This is a genomic window from Chitinophaga hostae (assembly GCF_018224885.1).
Classification (GTDB): domain Bacteria; phylum Bacteroidota; class Bacteroidia; order Chitinophagales; family Chitinophagaceae; genus Chitinophaga; species Chitinophaga hostae.
Genome location: NZ_JAGTXB010000023.1, coordinates 64,035 through 85,513 on the forward strand (window position 1 = coordinate 64,035; position 21,479 = coordinate 85,513).

Here is a 21,479-nt window from a genome sequence, read left to right on the forward strand (position 1 = left end):
AAAGCGGCCTACTGTTGTTTTCAGTCAGCGGCAGCCAGCGTAGAATTTCTTATCAGCAGCGTGGAGGGTATGACCTCCTGCTGCTCGGGGAGGGCAAAGCTGCTGCTTTTTAATGCTTTGAACAACAGTGCCGCCGCTGCTTTGCCCATATCAAAGGCAGGTTGGGTGATGGTGGTGAGGGAAGGATTTAAAAATTTTGCGGTGGAGAGGTTTGAAAACCCTATTACCTGCAGGTCGTGCGGGATCTGCAGGTGTAATGCCGCTGCCGCCTCGTATACGGCGGTGGCCAGTTTCTCTGTGGTGGCGATGATGCCGTCGTAATGTTCCTTTTGTATCGCCTTCTTTAGTAACTCATGGGTGGCAATGGTATCGTTGGAGCAATAGATAATGGAGGCTGCAGTAAAGGGCAGTTGATGATCGGCCAATGCCTGCCGGAAGCCCTCTGTTCGTTTATTGCTGATGGAAAGATGCCTGGAGGCCGACAGCATTACCGGTTGCCGGCATCCGCCGGCAATGAGGTGGGTGGTGGCTTTATAGGCAGCGGTAGCATCATCTGTGGTGATTTTGGCCGCGGTAATTTCCTCGCATACACGGTCGAAGAATACGATCGGTATTTCTTTTACCAGTTGTTCCAGCCCATGTTGAGCGGCAGCCGTTTCCGTTGTTACAGATATCAGCACCCCGTCTACCCGGCCACTCTGGAAATCTCTCAGTATAGCCTGTTCTTTCTGAAAACTCTCATGCGTCAGGTAAATAAGCACATGGTAGCCTTTTTCCTGCGCAACGGATTCGATGCCGTTAATGGCTTCTGCAAAAAAACTGTCGGCCACCTCCGGAATAACCACTGCGATGGTATTGCTGGCCTTTTTTCTCAGGCTGCTGGCATATGGATTGGGCACATAGTTCAGCTCTGCCGCCAGTGCAAGCACCCGCTGCTTTGTTTCCTCGCTGATTTCGTGGCTGTTGTTCAACGCTTTTGAGATGGTGGCAGTAGATAACTGCAATCTTTCCGCCAGCATCCTGATCGTGACATTTTCCATATGATACCCCGTGTTACTTAATCGGTTAAGTAAATAAAGTTATTCTATTATGCGGAAGATTTTTAAAAAGATCGCATATTAGAGCAGGATATTTTCTTCTTTTCCACGAACTTTTAAAAATCTTGACATGATGGATAACGTTAACGGGCAGCCGAATCCTGCTCCACTGGAATCACTGGATCAATGGGAGGATGATTTACTCCAGCGATATCCTGATCCTGCCAATATCAACAAGGAAAAAAGCACCGCTGAATTCCGCAACTATGCGACGCCTCCGAGAGATACGGTACGCGAGTTTTACCGCCTTAATCATACTTACCAGTCATATGCTTTTGTAAAACAGAAGGAGCAGGAGTTTCTTTCTTTTAACAAAAGGGAGATGTCGGTTTGGGATGCATTTGATTTCCTGAATCAGTTGGTCGATGACTCTGATCCGGATACTGACCTGGACCAGTTTCAGCACCTGCTGCAAACATCAGAAGCGATCCGCGCCGACGGTCACCCCGACTGGATGGTGCTGACAGGGTTGTTTCATGACATGGGCAAAGTACTGTGCTTATTTGGTGAGCCGCAATGGGCAGTAGTAGGAGATACTTTCCCGGTAGGTTGCGCATTTTCCGATAAAATTGTTTTCCCGGAATTCTTCAAAAATAATCCGGATATCAACAACCCGGACTATAACACTAAATATGGCGTGTATGAACCCAATTGCGGCTTACACGATGTACACCTGAGCTGGGGCCACGACGAATATATTTACCAGATCATGAAGGACCATTTGCCTGAACCGGCCCTGTACATGCTGCGCTACCATTCTTTTTATCCGCAGCACCGGGAGCATGCCTATGGGCACCTGATGAATGCGCATGATGTGGAAATGTTTAAATGGGTAGACCTGTTCAATCCATACGACCTGTACTCCAAAAGTCCTGTTCCGCCGGACTGGAAAGTATTGAGGCCGTATTATGAGGACCTGGTTGCGAAATATCTGCCGTCTACTTTAAAATTCTGACCGGCACACAAGTAAGGTATACAAAGGATTATCGGGGATGGGTGCAGCGTACATACCACATCACATCCATCCGGATAGTCCTTTTTGATTTTTCCCATAGCGGAAAGTATTATATTCAATCCAGGTATTAATATCCACGTCATTAAACTGCTGATCAACCCGATCCACTTATGAGTAATCAACTTGTTCTGAAAGACTACCTGGTTTTTGCGTTGTATTTTATTATTGTTGCAGCTTACGGTTACTGGATTTATAAAAGGAAGAAGAAGGGGGTAGTAAGTGCATCGAAGAATTTTTTCCTGGCAGAGGGATCGCTTACCTGGTGGGCTATTGGCGCCTCTATTATTGCTTCCAATATTTCTGCCGAACAATTTATAGGTATGAGCGGCGATGGCTTTTTTGTAGGCATTGCCGTATCGGTGTATGAATGGGTAGGCGCCGCTGCGTTGATTATTGTGGCCGTGTTCCTGATGCCGGTGTATATCAAAAACAAGATATACACTATGCCGCAGTTTTTGAAAACGCGGTACAATGAAACGGTAGCGTTAATTATGTCTGTATTCTGGTTGTTCCTGTATGTGTTTGTGAACCTTACTTCCATTCTTTACCTCGGTGCGTTGGCCATCAACGGGTTGCTGGGCGGGGCTTACTTCCACGAAGTGATGGTGGCGCTGGCTATCTTCTCCGTAATTATTACCCTGGGGGGAATGAAGGTAATTGGTTATACCGATGTAATACAGGTAGGGGTATTGATTATTGGCGGACTGGCTACTACCTATATGGCGCTCACGGTAGTGAGTGAAAAATTTGGAATGGGGAAAGATGTATTGGCGGGTTTTAATATACTGATGCAGGAAGCGCCGGATCATTTTCATATGATGCTGAGAAAGCCCGCTGCAGCGGCTCCGCAGGACTATGTAAACAAATACCTGATCCTCCCTGGTTTTGGAATGTATGTTGCCGGACAGTGGATCAGTAACCTGAACTACTGGGGATGTAACCAGTATATTACCCAGCGGGCGTTGGGAGCCGATCTGCAAACAGCGCGCACGGGTATTTTATTTGCAGGGCTGCTCAAAATACTGATGCCGGTAATCGTAATGCTGCCGGGTGTGGTAGCCTATGTACTTTATCAGCATGGGCATTTACCGCAGCTGGAAGGAGGACATAAAGACGGTGCATATGCTGCCATTCTTACCCTGCTGCCTGCCGGCCTGAAAGGCCTGGCTATTGCGGCGCTTACGGCGGCCATTGTGGCTTCGCTGGCAGGGAAATCGAATAGTATTTCCACCATTTTTACATTGGATGTTTATAAGAAATATATCAACACAAAGGCCGATGAAAAACAGTTAGTATGGACAGGCCGGCTCACTATTGTAGCGGCGATCGTTATTGGTGTATTGTTCACCTGGAATGATGTGCTGGATATTGGCGGCGCCGGCGGATATACCTTTGTGCAGAAGTATTCCAGCTTTATCAGCCCCGGTGTGTTTGCTACTTTTATTTTAGGGATGTTCTGGAAAAGAACCAGCGGTACGGCCGCTATTGCAGGAATTATTACCGGGTTTGCCGCTTCCCTGTTCTTTAACCAGGTGGCGGTAACGTTATTCGGTCCTGAAACCATTCTCTATTCTGCATTTCACAATGCAAAGGGAGAATATGAAATACCGTTTTTTATCAGCCTTGGATGGTCGTTTTTAACCACAGTGCTGGTAATGGTGGGTATTAGCCTGGCCGGACCCAAAGTGAGCGCCAAAGCATTTGTGCTCGATTATGAAATGTTTAAGCTGAAGCCGTCTTCCGTAATATTGATTGTAACGATCTTATTGTTACTGTCGGTTATTTATGTGAGGTTCTGGTAATCGCATATATACTCGCTGTCTACTTGTTGTTATAGCTGCTGCGGATTGCAGCAGCTATTTTTTTTACCGGCCCTATACATTTACCACGATCTTTCCCTGTGTTTTTCCACCAGCCACCTTCTCATGTGCCTTTCCCATTTCTTCAAAGGGGAAGGTTTCCGCGATGTCAGAATGCAGGGCGCCCTGTTCCAGCAGCGATGCGATTGAACTGATGTCTTTTCCGTCGGAATTTACTGTCAGGCGGTGTACATATACATTTTTCGCAGCGGCTTGCTGTTTAAAAGCGTCGTCGGGGAAAACGAGCAGACTAATCAGCCGGCCGTTGTTTTTAACGGCTGAGAGGGAGCGTTCCAGGTGACCGGGGATGCCCAGTGAGTCGAGTACAATATCTGCATCGGTGACGAGGCTTTCGAATGGCTGCTGGTTGTAATCGATGTATTCGTTGGCGCCAAAGCTGAGTACCCCTTCTTTTTTAGCGGCAGAAGCGGTGCCGATTACGTAGGCGCCGAAATGTTTGGCTATTTGTACAGCATAGTGGCCAACGCCGCCGGCAGCAGCATGGATCAGGACTTTATCACCTTTCTTTACCTGGCCATGTACTACCAGCGCCTGCCAGGCTGTGAGGGCTGCGAGGGAGGCGGCAGCGGCTTTTTCGTAGGTGGTGTTGGCAGGTTTCAGGGCCACATGATCAGCGGGTGCTGCCACGTATTCTGCATAAGCGCTGCCCTGACCGGGGAAGTTGACCATACCGAAAACAGCATCGCCTGTTTTGAAGTCCTTTACATCCTTACCGGTGGCTACCACTTCGCCGGCGATGTCCCAGCCCAGGATGATGTCGGCGCCTTCGGCGGGCCGTACAATGCCTTGCAGTGCGCCGGCGTTGCCTCTTACAAAGGCATCAACCGGGTTAATAGCAATAGCTTTGTTCTGAATCAGTACTTCGTTGTCTTTTATAGCGGGAACAGGCACTTCTTTAATAACCAGGTTTTCCACGCCGCCAGTCTGTTGTAATACGATTGCTTTCATATCTGATAATTTGTTTTTTGTGATTTGATAAATCAAAATTCCAATAAATTTGCAGTTATCCCCTTGTACAAACAGGGGTTCATTTTGTATATTATCAGGTTATGGAAGTCATCAATCTTTTTAAGCCATTTGATATTATGTATGTGGAGGAAGAAAACTGTCCGATGGGAAAGCACCGGAACAATTTCTTTGAGCTGTTGTATATCCTGAAGGGAACGGGAGAACTCCATAACAACCAGCATGTGGTGGAATATGGGCCGGAAAATCTCTTCCTGTTCATGCCCCAGGATACTCATTATACCCGGATCAAAGAAAAGACGGCCTTTATATTTGTGCGTTTTAACGGTATTTACCTGGAAGCGCAGCGTGCTGGTAATCCCCACAGCAACCTGGGCGACTGGGCAAAGAAACTGGAGTATATCTTCCATAATAACCAGCATTTCCCGGGTTGTATATTGCGTAATATGGATGATAAGCCCATCGTGAGAGCGTTGGTGAATGCGCTGATCCTGGAGTATCCGAAAGAGCAATCCATGCGAAACGAGGTGGTGCAGCAGCTGGTGAACACCATCATTACTATTGTGGCCCGTAATGTAGCGCAGGTGCAGCCGGAAAAAAGTGTGGTAAACAGTGAGATCTCCAACGAAATTATCAGCTATATCCACCAGAACATATACTACCCGGAAAAGCTCCGGGCAGAGAAGCTGGCGGCGCGGTTTAACATCTCACAAAATTATATCAGTGAATACGTGAAGAAGGTAACCGGTGAAAGCATACAGCGCTATGTGACCAATTACAAACTGAAACTGGTGGAAACACGCTTGCAGTACAGCGATATGCGCATGAGTGAAATAGTGGAGGAGCTGGGCTTTACGGACGAAAGCCATTTAAACAGAACGTTTAAGAAATATACCGGTATTAACCCTACCGACTTCCGGAAGAAGATGTGGGCGGAAAAAAATTACCAGCCGGGTATGAGCGGCTGATAAATTTTTATAGCGATTACATGGTGAGCAATACCGCCACATAATGGCAAACGGCGGCTGCCAGTACCAGGAAATGCCAGATGGCATGCGTATAGGTGTATTTATCCCAGATATAAAAGATGACGCCGATCGTATATAACCCACCTCCGATAGCCAGCATAATCATGACCGGTAGCGGCAGCGTTTCAAAAAATCTGCGGCCTCCTGCCACCATGATCCAGCCCATGGCCAGGTAAATGATGGTGGAAACAATATCATATTTTCCTGTAAACCAGATCTTAAAGAAAACGCCTACCAGCGTAAGTCCCCATAGTACGGATAACAACGTAATACCAAACGCATTATTCATATATACCAACAGGAAAGGCGTGTAGGTGCCTGCAATCAAAAAATAAATGCTGATATGGTCCAATACGAGGAAAAGTTTTTTGATGGCTACTTCCTGCGATAAATGGTAGATCGTTGAATTGGTAAAAAGTAATATAAAGCAAAATGTATAAATACAGGCGCCTACTATACCCGGTGTGTTATTGTGGGTGGCGGCAATACCTGCCAGCATAGGCAGTGCGCTTACACCAAAAATGATTCCCAGTCCATGTATCAGGCCATTTACGATTTCCTGTTTACGGGTGTATCCCGTTTCATTCTTACTCACCGGCATTCTTCAAATTTTCTTCTGTTAAGTCTTGCTGCGAAGCATAGTGGTTCCGTTTTTTACGCATTCGCTATCCCCACAAAAGTAGCGACAATATACATAACTGCGGGATCGAGTTTATCGATACAGATATTGTTGTTAGCTGTTAGCTATTAGCAGTTAGCAGTTAGCCAACTGCTGACGGTTAATCCCGGTATGGTTTTTGTTTTTGCGCTGGTATCACACTTGTTACTACTGTAGAAAGCCTTCTGAACGAGATTTGCCAGCAACCATTTAGCTATATTCTTACATGTTGATAATTTTGCATATCAAATATTTATCTTTATCATTTAAGTGGTAATTTAAACCAACAACTGTTATTTAATTTTTAGATCATGAAAAACCAATTCTTCGCTACAGCAATGCTGGTTTCAGCATCCTTGTTGTTTTTGAGCGCATGCAGCAAAAATGAAACCATGTCGTCGGCAGGTAATTCAAAGCTAAGTGTTTACCTGACAGACGATCCGGCCGCCTACGATGCGGTAAACATTGATATCAAAGATATCCAGGTAAATACATCCACTGATGCAGATGCAGGATGGCAATCCCTTCCGGTAGTACGCCCCGGGGTATACAACCTGCTGGATTTCAGAAACGGGTTGGATACCTTGCTGGCTTCCAAAGAGTTGCCCGCGGGTCGTATTTCACAGATCAGGCTGGTGCTGGGTACCAATAACAGCGTCGTTGTAAAGGGTACTACCTATCCGCTGGAAACACCTTCTGCACAGCAATCAGGCTTAAAACTCAATGTACAGGCCGACCTGGTAGCGGATGTAGAATACCGTTTGTGGCTGGACTTTGATGCCAATCGTTCCATTGTTACCACCGGCAGCAACAAGTATATCCTGAAGCCGGTGATCCGCACATTCACAAAGGCAACGAGTGGTACTATCAAAGGAACCGCATTACCGCTCTTGCATGTGAAAGGCGTATTTGCTATACAAAGCACCGACACCATTGCCGCCGCTATTCCGGACGCGTTAACCGGTGTATATGTACTGTCCGGACTAAACGCCGGTACCTATAATGTGGCAATAGCAGGAGATGGTATTTTGAAAGATACTGTGGTAGCTAATGTAGCCGTAAAGGTGGGAGAAGTTTCTAACGTAGGGATTATAACATTGAAATAGCTTTTAGCCATTAGCTTTTAGCTTTTAGTAGAAATGCAGCGAAATTTGTCTTGCCCAGGATTAGATTGATTTTGTTGATTTACAGGATTTTTATTTGTGATTTTAAAAAGATTTGGGAAGACACAAGCGAATGAGATTCGCTTATGTCTTCCCAAATCTTTTTAAAATCAAAAAATCACAAATAAAAATCCTGTAAATCAACAAAATCAATCTAATCCTGGGCAAGACAAATTTCGCTGCATTTCTACTAAAAGCTAATGGCTAAAAGCTAAAAGCTATATCAGTATACCGCTTTCAACCCTTTCGTTTTCCAGTAATCGATGATCGGCTTATAAGGACCGAATTTGTGCTGCGCTACGGAAAAGGTGTCTGCAAACGGGCCATGGTCGTAATCGATGGCTTTTTCTACGATATGCGGATAGTCAAAACTTTTTGGATTGGGCCGGGAGTGAATAAGATCATTATTCACGAAGGCGGCAATATCCATTGCTTCTGCATCTGTGAGAAAAGGTTTACCTGGTGCAACTTTATCGTAGGGCATGTTATTTTTCAGCCACTCGGCTTGTTTAATAACGCGGTGCATGCTGGAACCGGGTTGATAAGCGCTATTGCCCCATAGAGGCGGGTATACGTAGGTGCTTTTATCGGCATTCCATTGTCCTTCGCCGTTGGCGCCATGACAACGGGCGCAGTTATCCTGGTATAGCAGTTGTCCGTGTTGCGGATTGGCGGCTATATCCGGGAAGGTCAGGTGCAGGTTTTTAGCGCCTTTAAAAGGTTTGTCTTTCGGCACGAAGGTGCTGATCCATTTGAAGTAAGACAAAAACGCCACCATTTCTTTGCTGTCCAGTGGCAGCGGTTTGCCGTTATGCGGGCGCATTACGCAGTTGTTCACCCTTTCGGCGAGCGTAAGTACTTTGCCTTCCCGGCCGCGATACTGTGGATAATGATCGTGCGAAGACATCAGGTTAAAGGAAAACGCTTTGGTACCTGCGTCCTGGTGGCAATTGGTGCAATTCATTTTATTGCCGAGGTATTTGCCGGCGCTTCCATCCGGCCCGATATAACGGGCGGTGTTGAGCATCAGTTCCCTGCCGTAGCGAACGGATGCTCCAAACTGATCGTTCGGTATAAGAGTGGTGTCGATGCTGATATATTTTTCTTCAGGAGCGGGAGTTACTGCTGCTGCTGTTGTTTTTCCTTCAGATGATCCACAGGAAGAAATGACTGCAAATCCCCCCAGACCAATCAATCCCATCACTATTAAGCTTCTCATGTGTAGTTTTTTTGCGTTGACATTTAATGTTCATAACCCGGCTGTGTAATGTAGGTAGCTACACGTTCTGCCGGGATAAAGGAGGCGCGGTAAGACGACATCCCTGTTTTCAGTAACCAGAGAAACCTGCCCTGTAAGTTGGTTAGTATAACGGTATTCCGTTTGGTAGCACATTGCAGCAGGGCGCTGTCGCCCACAAGATAGCTGCTGCCCATTCTCTCATTGTAATTTTCAGGTGGCAGTTTGGCGTTGGTTACGAGTTGCGCCTGTTTGGTATTTTCGTTTATTTTAAAAGAAAGTGTTCTCGATGTTTTTTTGCTGACACCGTTGTCGAAGAACATCAGTTCTCCGTGTTCGTTGATATGTACGGCGTGGGCCTGGTCGAAGAGCGCGGTGTCAGGCAATGGAAAATCGCCGCCTTTCCCGAATGCCCACAGGCGTTTGCCGGTGTGTGCATCTATTTTCCATATTTGTCCGTTATTGTAGAAAGAGATGAGGTAGTTGCCATCTTTATCAAATGTTACGCAGTTGGCGTGCATCCAGTCTTTCTTTTCTTTGAGAATATTTTTATCATCCAGCGGGTTGATGGCATCAAAAACGGTCCACTTCCATACTTGTTTGCCTTGCCGGTTGAGTACCAATATACCATCACCTTTCACGGTATCTTTTGTACTGCCTCCTTTGCTGCTCAGGTCTACTATTCTTTCTTCCACGCAGAGGGTCACCAGCTCATTTTTGGGATTCAGGAGTATTTCATGGTGGATGGTTTGTTTAAAATCCTGTTGCCCTTTTTTCAGGTGTACGAGGGTGTCGCCGGTTAAGGAGAGTTCAAGTATTTCATCGCCGTAGCTGGTTTCGTAGGCCGGGCCGCCCAACAGTGCGAGGAAGGTGTTGTTGCTGGTAAATCCTGCTACTTTAAATCCGGTGCCACTTACCTGGTGGTACCATACGATATGTCCTTTTGCATTCAGCAAAAATAATACGCCCGGGTCATCGCGGCGTGACACCATCACGTAGCCTTTCCTGAAATTTACCGGCAGTACGGAGCTGTCGGGACAAACTACGTCGAAATTATCTTTCATCCACACGGGGTAGTCGATGGTATTGAATGAATACACCTTGCTGTTATATAAATCCTTACCATGGCCTGTTTTTATGCGATACTCATAGGTCTGTACCGGCATCAGGTTAGTGAGTACAATGGTATGATGCAGCTGATGCAGTGACAGCGGGGTAGTGGTGGATTGTGCTTCCTTTCCTTTGGGCCAGTATTCTACCGCGGCGTCTACGGTGTCGGTACATTGTATGGCTACCCTTACCTTGATGGCGTTTTGTCCCTGTGAAGTAAGGGAAATTTCGGTGATGTCGTTTCCTCCGTTGTCATTGCAGGCTTGCAGTAACAATAAAAACGCAGCTGCCATTGGTACCAATGGCAGCATGCGTTGTATTTTATTCCATCTAATCATTTGCAATATTGAATCATTAAGGAAGACAACATATCTCTAATGGCGACGGTCACCGTTGCTAAGACTTTTATTCAAATCCACCTGCGCCTGGGGATAAGAAAAGTATTTATCCCTGGGTAAAGTAATGCTGGCAGGTTTTCCTACCGCTGTAAGATACGTATTTACCACGCTTTCGTATTTACCCATGCGGATCAGGTCCTGTCTGCGTTTGCACTCAAAGAAAAATTCCCAGCCGCGTTCCTGGAGGATAGCGTTGCGCAGGGTTTCTTTGGTGAAGGTGCCGGCGGCGCCCAGCCCTGTGGCGTGGGAGCGGCTTTTTACCTGGTTGATCAGGGTGATGGATTCACCATTGGGTCCGTTGAGCTCATTCAGTGCTTCCGCTCTGCACAGCAGGATGTCGGCGTAACGCAGGATCGGGAATACGTGACCATCGTAATAGGTGGTGGAGCCTTTCGGATCTGCAAATTTTGTGGTAGCTACATCCGGCATATAATAGAAACCTGCAGGTGGATTGGTTTGTCCCGGAGGCGCTTGCATATAATGGAGACCATCAGTGCCGATGTAATCGGAGTAAAACATTTTCTTACGGTCGTCATTGGCTGCAAAGGTGTTCCAGAAATACCAGGTGAGAGCGAAGTATTGCCATCTGTCTGTTACCACAGGATTATTGATAGGACCGAAATGGTTCATGATTTCCACTGCATCATTCAACGGATCAGCCAGTGCGCTAAAAATGCTTTCTTCACTCCATTTATTTTTTTCCGCAAACAATCCGGCATAGGAAGGGTATAATCCGTATCCTAGTTTCATGATTTCTGTGGTCAGGTCCAGGGCTTTTTGCCATTCATGTTCACGCATATACAGTTTGCACAACAAGGACATGGCGGCGCCTTTGGTGGCACGACCTATGTCATTAGTGCTGTATATGTCGCTGTTGGTGTAATTAGCGGGCAAATGTTGGGCTGCAAATTCCAGGTCGCTGATGATCAGTTTATTAACCTCGGCTACCGGTGTAGTGGGTAAAGGCGCTTCATAATCTGGATTCTCAAAATTTTTGGCTACTGTTTCTTCCGTAACCATGATCACGGGGCCAAAGGCATCAGTAAGATCCACATAACCAAGTGCGCGCAGGAAGCGAAGTTCTGCAGTAAATTGGTTCTTTTGTGCATCGGTGATGCTGGTCATTTTGGGAATGTAATGCAAGGAAATGTTTGCGTCACTAACCAGTTTGTACTGATGTTGCCATGCAAAGGCCAGGTAGGTATTTGCCGGCGCCCATTGGCAATCGGACATTAAACCTACATCTCCGCCGGAGCTGGCATGCCCAATGTCAGTAGTAAGATCAGAAATAGTTACCTGGAATCCTGCATAATACATCCAGGCATCGGATTTTCCGCTGGGTTGTTTAAGTCTTGCATAAACCCCGTTTACAGCTGCTTTGGCGTCACTGAGTGTCACAAAGGCATTGTCTGCAACAAGATTACTATAAACTTTTGGTTCCACCATCTTTTTACACGAAACTGTACCAAGCAACAAGGTGGTTAATGCGATATATGCGTATTTCATTTGTTCCGGAATTTACAGGTTTAGAAATTTAATTTAAGCCCCACGGTAAAGGTGCGATAAGCAGGAAAAGCCGTATAATCCAGTCCGGAAGAAAGGTTGGCATTGTTGCCGCTGTTGTTCAGGTTGGCGTTGATATCGCTGCCTGTTCTGAGATTTGTATTTACCTCGGGATCAGTTCCTGTGTATTTAGTGATAGTGAATAAATTTTGAACGGAGCCATACACCTTAATGCCACTCATGCTTTTCAGAAAAGTTTTAGCTACAGGGATATTATATCCGAGGGTAACCATTTTGCAACGCAGGTAAGACGCGTTTTCCACAAAGCGGGAATTCATCAAGCCTCCGTAAGCAATGGCGTATCCATCTCTCGGAATATCGGTATTTTCGTTGGCAGTGGTCCACCGGTTCAGCGCTGCTTTACCCGGACCGGATTCCAGTACCAGGGCGGTTGCATTGTACAGGCTGTAATCCAATGCGCCCTGCAGGAATATATTCAGTTCAAATCCTTTGTAGGCAAAGTTGTTATTAATGCCATAGATCCAGTGAGGATTGGCATGGCCGAGGTAAGTACGGTCATTAGCGTCGATGATGCCATCCGGTTTGCCATCAGGACCGCTGATGTCTTTGAATTTTGGATCACCAGGTTTAGATGAAGGCTGTGCGGTGTGTGCTTCGCCGGTTTTGATCACACCATCGTAAATATAACCGAAGAAAGTGCTCAGCTCCTGTCCGGGCGCCAGTTTGGTAAAGTCCATTCCACGGCCGCCATACAGGTTGGCGGTTTGTGTGATTACATAAGGACGGCCACCAAGATCGAGACAGTTTTGTTTATTATAGGCAATATTGAGTGTAGTGTTCCACGTGAATGCATGGTTCACAATATTTTCCGTATTAATGGATAATTCTACTCCTTTGTTTTCAATGCTTCCTGCATTCACAGTTTGTGAGGAGAAGCCGTTCCAGTCGCCGATCGGCATATCGAAGATCAGCTTATTGGTTTTTTTACGGTAGTAGTCAATAGTTGCAGACACGCGGTTGCTCCAAAAGCCCATATCAATACCAATGTCGAGTTGGGCGGTGTTTTCCCATTGCAGATCTTCATTTGGTAAACGGGTAATAACAGTACCGCCGTAGCTATCGCTTCCTGTTCCCAATGATACATTAGTAGGGCCAAAAGTAGGCAAGTAAATATAGTCACCAATCCTGTCATTACCGGTGAGACCATAGCCACCTCTGACTTTAAGATTGGAAAATATGTTCAGATCTTTAATGAAGTCTTCCTCACTGGCTCTCCATGCGATAGATCCGGATGGGAATGCACCAAAACGGTTGTTGCCACCAAAACGGGAAGATCCATCTCTGCGGAATGTGAAAGTAGCGAGATATTTATCTTTCAGTGAATAGTTTAAGCGGCCATAAAAGGACCCCATTTTTGTTGGAATATCCGCAGTGATGCTCGACAAACGTTCTGTACCGGCGTCGAGGTTGTGATACAGGAAGATATCGGTGCTAAATTTCTGTACCTGCGAGTAATGTCTTGAGTATGCATCAGATTGATAAGATGCACCTGCTACCAGGTTGAAAGAGTGAATTTTGTTAAACACTTTTTTATAGGTAAAATAGGCTTCCACCAGGTTACGCGTAAAAGAAAGATCGTTGACACTGGCTTTACCACCTACTTTTTCGCCATCCACCAGGTCGCGGGGCAGATAGGTGCCTTCTTTGGTAGTGGTATATTCTGTACCTCCGTTTACGCGGAAATTAAGTCCGTCGAGGATCTCGTAGTCTGCGTATATATTGATATTCATCTTATTCTCGTAGCGGTCGTTGGTAGGCGCCATTAACCATGCCAGCGGATTGTCCCTGCCTTTGAATCTTGCATAGGTGCCGTCAGCATTGTATACCGGGATGGCCGGAGAAGCGGTTAATACACCATACATTACGTTTGAGGGTACGATATTACCATCGTATGTTTTGAAGTTGGTATAGGCATGAGATCCGTAAACGCTGGCGCCGGTTTTGAAATGTTTGGTAAACTGCCGGTCGTAGTTCAAACGAACGGAATATCTTTCAAAGTTGGTATTTTTCAATGCACCGTCCTGCCGGAAGTAGTTGCCGGACAGGGCTACACGGTCTTCCGGGGTACCGCCGCTTACGCTGAGGTTATGGCTTTGCACCATGCCGGGGCGGGTGGTTAATTGAAACCAGTTGGCATTGCGGCCGCTGGCGAGGTCTTCTGCGGTATAAAATGCGGGCTGACCTTTTTCAATGGCTTTGGCATTGGTCACCTGCATATTTTCAAGACCATTCATCTTATCATATTCCTTTACGATCTTTTGGGTACCGTAGTAGCCGTCGTACTGAATAGCCGGTTTACCGGATTTACCTCTTTTGGTGGTGATCATTACCACACCGTTGGCGCCGCGTGCGCCATAGATGGCGGTAGACGAAGCGTCTTTGAGGATTTGTATATCATCGATATCGTTTGGGTTGATGTCTTTACCTGTTTCGGACGGAAAGCCATCCACCACATACAAAGGTTCGTTGGTAGATTTGATGGAGTTGCCACCGCGGATGCGCACGATGGTTTGTCCGCCGGGAGCAGCATTTGTTTGACTCACCTGTACGCCCGCAGCACGGCCCTGTATGGCCTGTGCGGCATTGGAAGTAACGCCGCCGTTGTTCATCTGGTCGCTGGAAATGGAACTGATAGAACCGGTGAGGTCTTTTTTCTTTGTGGTACCATATCCTACTACCACTACGTCGGTGAGGTTGGATATATCGTCTTCCAGTACAACTTTGAAAGTGGTGGTGCTACCATCAATTTTCACCGACCATGGTTTAAAGCCGACCATGGAAAACTCGAGTGTTTCGCCCGGGTTGGCGGTGATGCTGAAACTACCGTCTGCTTTTGTAACAGCGCCATGCCTGGTTCCTTTTACAGTAACCGTGGCGCCTGGCAGTGGTTGTCCTTTGGAGGTGGTTACCGTACCATGTATTTCTATTGGCGGCGGTGGTGTGCTGGCCGGTTGTAATAAGGCTGACTTGTTTTTTACGATGATGGCTCCGCCTTCAATCGTGTAGCTGAGTGGCTGGTTGGCCATGATGAGGTTCAGCGCGTCGTTGACAGGCATGTTTTTTACGACGATATTTGCTTTGCCGCTTTTTTCAAGCAGGGCTTCGTCAGCCAGGATATTTAATCCTGTTTGTTTGTTGATTTCGCGGAATACATCTTTTGCGCTGGCATTTTTGAAAGAGAGGCTCACCAATTGGTTTTGTGCGCCTGCCGCGCTGACCTGCATTCCGGTAGCGAGACAAAGCAGGGTCAGTAGTCTCCTGACCTTCTGATGTTTGGTAGAGCGCCGGTTGCTGTCATACCGGGTACAGGCAATAGTACTTAATTGCATACTTCTGCTGGATTTTGATTAGATAAAATGGTTCGGTTGCTTCAGCTTTACTTAACTGTAACAGTGGCTTACAGGCCTATTTTATTGGTTGATTTGATTGCTCACTTGTAAACTTGTAAACCGATGTTATTCTCCCAGGACAATCAGTTTTTTCCCTTCTAATCTATATGAAACATCATTTGCATTCAGCATTTTTAATACATTCACGAGACTGCTTTTGCGGCTGATCATGCCAAAGAATTTTCTTGGCTTTACTTTGCCTTCGTATATAATTTCCACGTCGTACCAATGCGAAAACTGCCGCAGTACGGTGGTCAGGTCTGTGCTTTCAAACCTGAAGTAGCCTTCTTTCCAGGCGGTGATTTCCTCTGTATTGACGCCTGTTACTCTTTTTAGATTTCCGCCGGGAGTCCATTGTGACTGTTCGCCGGGGGCCAGTTGCATAGTGCCTTTATCGCTGTTTATTTTTACGGCTCCTTCCAGCAGGGTGGTGTTGACGGTGGCCTCGTCTGCATAGGAGTTGATATTAAATTCGGTACCCAGCACATCTACGGTGATTTGCCGCACCAGTACACGGAAAGGGCGGTGTGCATCGTGTGCAATCTGGAAGTAGGCTTCCCCGGTGAGTTCAATTTTGCGCTCATTACCGGCAAAGGTGGCCGGGAAGCGGATCGAAGAACCGGCATTTAGCCATATTTTACTGCCATCTGCCAATACCAGCGGGTAGGTTTCCCCGGCGGCGGTAGTTAAGGTATTATAGAGTGGTACGTTGCTTTCTGCGCCCGTTTTTTCATATACCAGTTGCCCGTTTTTGTTGCGGACAACCGTATTACCCTGTTGGGCCAGTTGCTGCATACCTTTTTCATCCAGTACAATTTTCTCCCCGTTGGCCAGGGTGAGTACGGTCTTGGTTTTGCCCGGTGTGGTATCTGTTTTTGCTGCTACGGTGGCTACGGGCGCCGGTGTTTGCCGGCGTTGCAGCAGCAGGTAGCCTGCCGGAATGGCCATACCCAATAATATGGCGGCAGCGGCGGCGATGCGCCATTTGCTGCCCGGTGCCCGGTATTCACGGATGATGCCGCGTGGCGCCGACCCGCCATGATTAAATAATCCTTTTACAGCAGTATTACCCGGATCTGTTGCTTTTATATGCTTTAAGAGCTTATTTCTGACCCGATCACCATGATCGGACGACACAGGTGTCATTTCCGGTTTAACCTCCCGGAATGCCGCCTGTATTTCGTTTAGCAGCGTGCGGTTGGAAACATCCCGCCGCAGGTACTCCATTAGCTCGGTCGCCTCAGTTGGTGTGCACTTCTGCTGTTGCCAGCGTTGCAGTAAATGTTGATAGTAGGTATCGTTTTTTTCTGCGGACATATCTATACTATCCGGAAAATGACGGGTAGGGTGGGTCGGGTACAAAAAAAATTTCAGGGACGGGATTGGTCCAGCAGCAGACCGGAGAAAAGGAGGAAAGGGAGAATACCGTCGGTATTGGTATAAAAGAAAAATTTGATGCTTTTTACGGCGAGGACCATATGTTCTTTCACGGTATTACGGGAAATGCCCAGTTCCATGGCTACTTCTTCATAGCTTTTGCTTTCTTCCCGGCATAACCTGAACACTTTTTGCCGTTGGGGTGGCAATTGCCGGATCGCTTCATGCAATAATGTTTCGTATTGTTTCCAGAGCAGGCGGGTATCGGCATCATTGGCCTGCTGTTGCAATTGCTGCATTACCTGCAGGCGAAGCGCTTCATCGGCGGTGATCTTCTTTATTGATTTAAATACATGATTACGGGTAATGCGGTACAGGTATCCGCTAAAGGACAATGCGGGATTGATCCGCTCCCTTATCTCCCATATCTTTATAAATACTTCCTGCAGCGCGTCTTCCGCGAATTCAGGAACATTGACAAAGTGGAGAATATATGTGTACAGTGAGGGGTAATATTGGTTGTATAATGTTATAAAAGCTTCTGCATCCCCTTGCTGCAGTTTCCTTAACAGAACCGCTTCTTCATTGCCCACTGGATTCCTGTTTTGGAAGCTAATTTAAACAATTTGGCGGGAAATGCAGCGGATTTTTTTCTTGCCCAGGATTAAACTGATTTTGATGATTTACAGGATTTTTTCTTTTTGATTTTAAAAGATTTGGGGAGACATAAGCGAATACATCTTCTCAAATCTTTTAAAATCAAATTATAATCACAAATAAAAAATCCTGAAAATCATCAAAATCAGTTTAATCCTGGGCAAGAAAAAAACCGCATCAGGAGAGCAGTGTGGCATAATCGACCGCGAACTGTGAGAAGCTGCGGGGCACATGGCCGGTTATTTCCTGCACTGCGGGCGATACGGCGGCGGCTTCTCCACGGGCGTAGTGGGCATAGTCTTCCAGCAGGCCTTCGGCTTGCCAGGCAGGAAAACCAGCCTGCAGCAGGGCATTTTGGAGGTCCTCGTCCGATACGTTGATATAGTTGATGGAACGTCCCATTGCTGTGGAGAGTTGTGCCGCCAGCTCTGTATGAGTGAGTGATTCAGGGCCGGTGATATTGTATATTTTATTGGTATGTCCGGGCCGGGTGAGGGCAGCAGCGGCTACTGCTGCGATGTCGCGGATATCCACGATGCTGATAGGGGCGCTGCCTGCGGTAGCGAAGAATTTATTTTGACGGATAATGGTTTCCCGGAAACCGAGTAGTCCCTGCATAAATAAATTGGGGCGTAGGAAGGTGTAATCCATACCGGAAGAGCGGATCAATGCTTCTACTTCGGCGTGGTAGCGAAGAAAACGCACTGGCGATTGCGGGTCAGCATGCAGCTGTGAGAGCTTTACAATGTGCTGTACACTGCTGCCGGCGGCCATTTTCACGAAATCGCTTTGCAGTTGTCCGGCCTGGGCGGAGGAATTGGTCAGCAGGAAAGCTTTTTCCATGCCTTCCAGCGCCCTGGCAATGCTGCGGGGATCATTAAAATCGGCAATCACTATTTCTGCACCGGGAAGCGCGCGGAGTTTGCCGGCTTGTTCATCTGCCGTTCTTACCATAGCACGGAAACGAACGCCTTGTGCGGATAACTGTTGGGCCAGTGCAGTACCTATGGTGCCGGTGGCGCCTGTAATCAGTATTTTTGCTGTTGTCATAGTTATTATGTTTTATGATGCAAAGCTCCTGTTTCGTTGCTGCCCGGCATTGTAAGAAAACGAAATCGTCTCTGTAAGGCAGCGGCAAGTTAAATTTGATAGTTGCCGGGATTTATTATCTTCGCCCCCGGTTCTTTACGTATTACGATCGAAGCAAGTATTGGTTCCCGCTGAAAAGCGGGATTAAAAGGGAACTGTGTGCAAATCACAGGCTGTCCCGCAACTGTAAGTTCTATGCGGCATATAAGCTGCAACCGGTAAACGATATACCACTGTTCCGTCAGGAATGGGAAGGTGTTTACCGGCGGAACAAGCCAGGAGACCTGCCTTTATTTTACTTTGACGCTGCTTTCGGGGATTGGGGCAGGTCAGGTTTTGATATGTAGTAATTTCAGGAACAGCGTAAAGCGTATGCACTCTTTTAACAGGAGCGTAAACGCTGGTTGTTGCAGCTGTTCTGATAATTACGGCATCTTCTCCTTTCTTATACTCCCTCCCGTTAAGCATTGCTATAGTAAGTAAAAGAGCGTGAACATCATGTATCACCTTTTAAACAATCAGCAATGATTATCCACAACTTAGGCTATCCGAGGATAGGTAGCCAACGTGAATTGAAGAAGGCCTGTGAAAGCTACTGGACAGGCAACACCACTGTTACAGATTTAGCTGCCACTGCGGCGGCGATCCGGTTACAGCACTGGACACTGCAGCAGCAGTCGGGGATAGATTGGATCCCCTGCAACGACTTTTCCTATTATGACCAGGTACTGGATACCTCGCTGATGGTAGGAGCCATCCCTGACCGTTACCGGCCGCTGACCGCAAAACAGCTGTCCGAAACAGACCTGTTATTTGCGATGGCCAGGGGCTATCAGCGGGATGGCGACGATATCACTGCCATGGAAATGACCAAGTGGTTTGATACCAACTACCACTATATTGTGCCTGAATTTACCGCCGGGCAACATTTTCAGCTGTTTTCGCGCAAGGTGATTGAGCAGTTTCTCGAAGCAAAGCAGGCCGGGTTTAATGCCAAGCCGGTGATACTGGGACCAGTTTCTTTCCTGTTGCTGGGTAAGGAAAAAACGGCAGGATTTAACCGGCTGTCGCTGATTGACCAGCTGCTGCCGGTATACCTGGAAGTATTGCAGCAACTGGCCGCCGCCGGCGCTACCGTAGTGCAACTGGATGAACCCTGCCTGTCGCTCAACCTGGCCGCCGAAGCGGTAGCGGCTATCACGAACGCCTATACGAAAATACATGCGGCTTTCCCGCAGCTGCATATTGTACTGGCCTCTTATTTTGAATGTTACGGATCGCATCTGCCGGCAGTACTGGCGCTGCCCGTACAAACGCTGCACCTGGACCTGGTACGTTGTCCGTCGCAACTCGACGATATTTTGCAGACGAATATAGCCGCCAGCCAGCTGCAGCTTTCCCTGGGCGTGGTAGACGGCAGAAACATCTGGAAGAATGATTATGCGCGCTCACTTATTCTTATTCAGAAAGCGATCGGCGTACTGGGAGAAGCCAGGATTGCGTTGGCGCCTTCCTGCTCCCTGTTGCATGTGCCCTGTGACCTGGATGACGAAACAGCTATTTCTCCCGAAATAAAAAACTGGATGGCCTTTGCCAAACAGAAATTGCAGGAAGTAAAAGAACTGCGTGAAATAATACAGGGCAATGTAGCATTGCTGACAGCGAATGAAGATGCCCTCCGCGCCCGTTCGGTATCCGGGTTGATTCACCGCAAACCGGTGAAGGATCGTGTAGCGGCATTTACTGCGGCAGATGCCAGCAGAAAAAGCTCATTTACGGTAAGACAAGGTATACAACAGCAACAGTTTAGATTGCCTTTGTTCCCCACTACCACCATTGGTTCGTTCCCGCAAACGGATGATATCCGGCAACTAAGGGCCCGGTTTAAGAAAAAGGAACTCACGGAGGCGCAATATGATGCCGCCATTGAAAAAGCCACTATTGATGTAATTCGCTGGCAGGAGGAGATTGGATTGGATGTGCTGGTACATGGCGAGTTTGAGCGTAACGACATGGTAGAATATTTCGGAGAGCAACTGGACGGATTCCTGTTTACAAAAAATGGTTGGGTGCAGAGTTATGGCAGCCGTTGTGTAAAACCACCGGTGATCTTTGGTGATGTAAGTCGCCCGGCGGATATGACCGTGCGCTGGAGCAGTTTTGCACAAGCCCATACCAACAAATTAATGAAAGGGATGCTTACCGGTCCGGTAACAATTTTGCAATGGTCTTTTGTGAGAGACGACCAGCCCAGATCAGCCACCACCAACCAGATTGCCTGGGCGATCCGTGATGAGGTAGTAGCCCTGGAAAAAGCCGGTATTAAAGTAATACAGATCGATGAACCCGCCATTCGCGAAGGTTTGCCTTTACGCCGCGAAAACTGGGCAGCCTACCTGGAATGGGCGGTACAGGCATTCCGTATAGCCGCCAGCGGGGTAAAAGATGAAACACAGATCCACACGCATATGTGCTATAGTGAATTCAATGATATCATTGAACATATTGCCGCTATGGATGCCGATGTGATCACCATTGAAACATCACGCTCACAAATGGAGTTGCTGGATGCGTTTGCAGATTTTAAATATCCGAATGAAATAGGCCCCGGCGTATACGATATCCACTCTCCCCGTCAACCGGGCGCGGAAGAAATGATCGCTTTACTGGAAAAAGCCGCCGCCACCCTGCCGGCAAGGAATCTATGGGTAAATCCCGACTGCGGATTAAAAACGCGTAAGTGGCCTGAAACCAAAGCAGCTTTAACCAACATGGTAAAAGCGGCTGTTGCCATGAGAGAAAAAGCAGCTTTATAAAACCGATAAACAAAA

General features: G+C 47.2%; 15 protein-coding genes and 1 riboswitch. Of the genes, 5 read left to right on the forward strand and 10 right to left on the reverse strand.

Annotation, left to right across the window (positions count from 1 at the left end):
• Positions 1 to 20 precede the first annotated feature (20 nt).
• Positions 21 to 1,040: a LacI family DNA-binding transcriptional regulator gene (locus tag KE626_RS29795; RefSeq protein ID WP_211976720.1), complete on the reverse strand. Its 1,020-nt coding sequence runs from the start codon at positions 1,038 to 1,040 to the stop codon at positions 21 to 23.
• 127 nt (positions 1,041 to 1,167) lie between these two features.
• Between KE626_RS29795 and KE626_RS29800 the strand changes: the two genes are divergently transcribed.
• Both KE626_RS29800 and KE626_RS29805 read left to right on the forward strand, forming a co-directional pair.
• Entirely contained in the window at positions 1,168 to 2,052 is an 885-nt protein-coding gene (locus tag KE626_RS29800) for an inositol oxygenase family protein (RefSeq protein WP_211976721.1), read from the forward strand.
• Between the two features lie 170 nt (positions 2,053 to 2,222).
• A complete protein-coding gene (locus KE626_RS29805; RefSeq protein ID WP_211976722.1) occupies positions 2,223 to 3,914 on the forward strand; it encodes a sodium:solute symporter family transporter in 1,692 nt (563 codons plus the stop codon).
• 72 nt (positions 3,915 to 3,986) lie between these two features.
• Here the strand turns inward: KE626_RS29805 and KE626_RS29810 are convergent, their stop codons facing one another.
• A complete protein-coding gene (locus KE626_RS29810) occupies positions 3,987 to 4,940 on the reverse strand; it encodes an NADP-dependent oxidoreductase (protein WP_211976723.1) in 954 nt (317 codons plus the stop codon).
• 101 nt (positions 4,941 to 5,041) lie between these two features.
• Here KE626_RS29810 and KE626_RS29815 point away from each other — a divergent pair, with 101 nt between their 5' ends.
• A complete protein-coding gene (locus KE626_RS29815; protein ID WP_211976724.1) occupies positions 5,042 to 5,926 on the forward strand; it encodes an AraC family transcriptional regulator in 885 nt (294 codons plus the stop codon).
• Positions 5,927 to 5,942: 16 nt separating this feature from the next.
• Here the strand turns inward: KE626_RS29815 and trhA are convergent, their stop codons facing one another.
• Positions 5,943 to 6,581 carry a PAQR family membrane homeostasis protein TrhA gene (trhA, locus tag KE626_RS29820; protein WP_211976725.1) on the reverse strand — a complete coding sequence of 213 codons (639 nt, stop codon included), beginning with the start codon at positions 6,579 to 6,581 and terminating at the stop codon, positions 5,943 to 5,945.
• 374 nt (positions 6,582 to 6,955) lie between these two features.
• Between trhA and KE626_RS29825 the strand changes: the two genes are divergently transcribed.
• A complete protein-coding gene (locus KE626_RS29825) occupies positions 6,956 to 7,750 on the forward strand; it encodes a DUF4382 domain-containing protein (RefSeq protein WP_211976726.1) in 795 nt (264 codons plus the stop codon).
• Positions 7,751 to 8,030: 280 nt separating this feature from the next.
• On the opposite strand, the gene KE626_RS29830 is transcribed toward KE626_RS29825, so the two are convergent.
• From KE626_RS29830 to KE626_RS29860, 7 genes are all read right to left on the reverse strand, one after another.
• Entirely contained in the window at positions 8,031 to 9,026 is a 996-nt protein-coding gene (locus tag KE626_RS29830) for a c-type cytochrome (protein ID WP_211976727.1), read from the reverse strand.
• A gap of 23 nt (positions 9,027 to 9,049) precedes the next feature.
• Complete coding sequence (locus KE626_RS29835) at positions 9,050 to 10,492, reverse strand: aryl-sulfate sulfotransferase (protein WP_211976728.1); 1,443 nt, start codon at positions 10,490 to 10,492, stop codon at positions 9,050 to 9,052.
• Positions 10,493 to 10,528: 36 nt separating this feature from the next.
• Positions 10,529 to 12,058: a RagB/SusD family nutrient uptake outer membrane protein gene (locus KE626_RS29840; RefSeq protein ID WP_211976729.1), complete on the reverse strand. Its 1,530-nt coding sequence runs from the start codon at positions 12,056 to 12,058 to the stop codon at positions 10,529 to 10,531.
• Between the two features lie 20 nt (positions 12,059 to 12,078).
• Complete coding sequence (locus KE626_RS29845) at positions 12,079 to 15,465, reverse strand: TonB-dependent receptor (RefSeq protein ID WP_211976730.1); 3,387 nt, start codon at positions 15,463 to 15,465, stop codon at positions 12,079 to 12,081.
• Positions 15,466 to 15,591: 126 nt separating this feature from the next.
• A complete protein-coding gene (locus tag KE626_RS29850; RefSeq protein WP_211976731.1) occupies positions 15,592 to 16,842 on the reverse strand; it encodes a FecR family protein in 1,251 nt (416 codons plus the stop codon).
• Positions 16,843 to 16,895: 53 nt separating this feature from the next.
• A complete protein-coding gene (locus tag KE626_RS29855) occupies positions 16,896 to 17,495 on the reverse strand; it encodes an RNA polymerase sigma factor (RefSeq protein ID WP_211976732.1) in 600 nt (199 codons plus the stop codon).
• 241 nt (positions 17,496 to 17,736) lie between these two features.
• Positions 17,737 to 18,609, reverse strand: coding sequence for an SDR family oxidoreductase (locus tag KE626_RS29860; RefSeq protein ID WP_211976733.1), 873 nt, complete (start codon positions 18,607 to 18,609; stop codon positions 17,737 to 17,739).
• Positions 18,610 to 18,753: 144 nt separating this feature from the next.
• A riboswitch (cobalamin riboswitch) is annotated at positions 18,754 to 18,954 on the forward strand.
• Between the two features lie 218 nt (positions 18,955 to 19,172).
• On the opposite strand from KE626_RS29860, the gene metE reads away from it, so the two are divergent.
• Positions 19,173 to 21,464, forward strand: a complete 2,292-nt coding sequence (gene metE / locus KE626_RS29865) for a 5-methyltetrahydropteroyltriglutamate--homocysteine S-methyltransferase (RefSeq protein ID WP_211976734.1) — start codon at positions 19,173 to 19,175, stop codon at positions 21,462 to 21,464.
• The last annotated feature ends 15 nt before the right edge of the window (positions 21,465 to 21,479 follow it).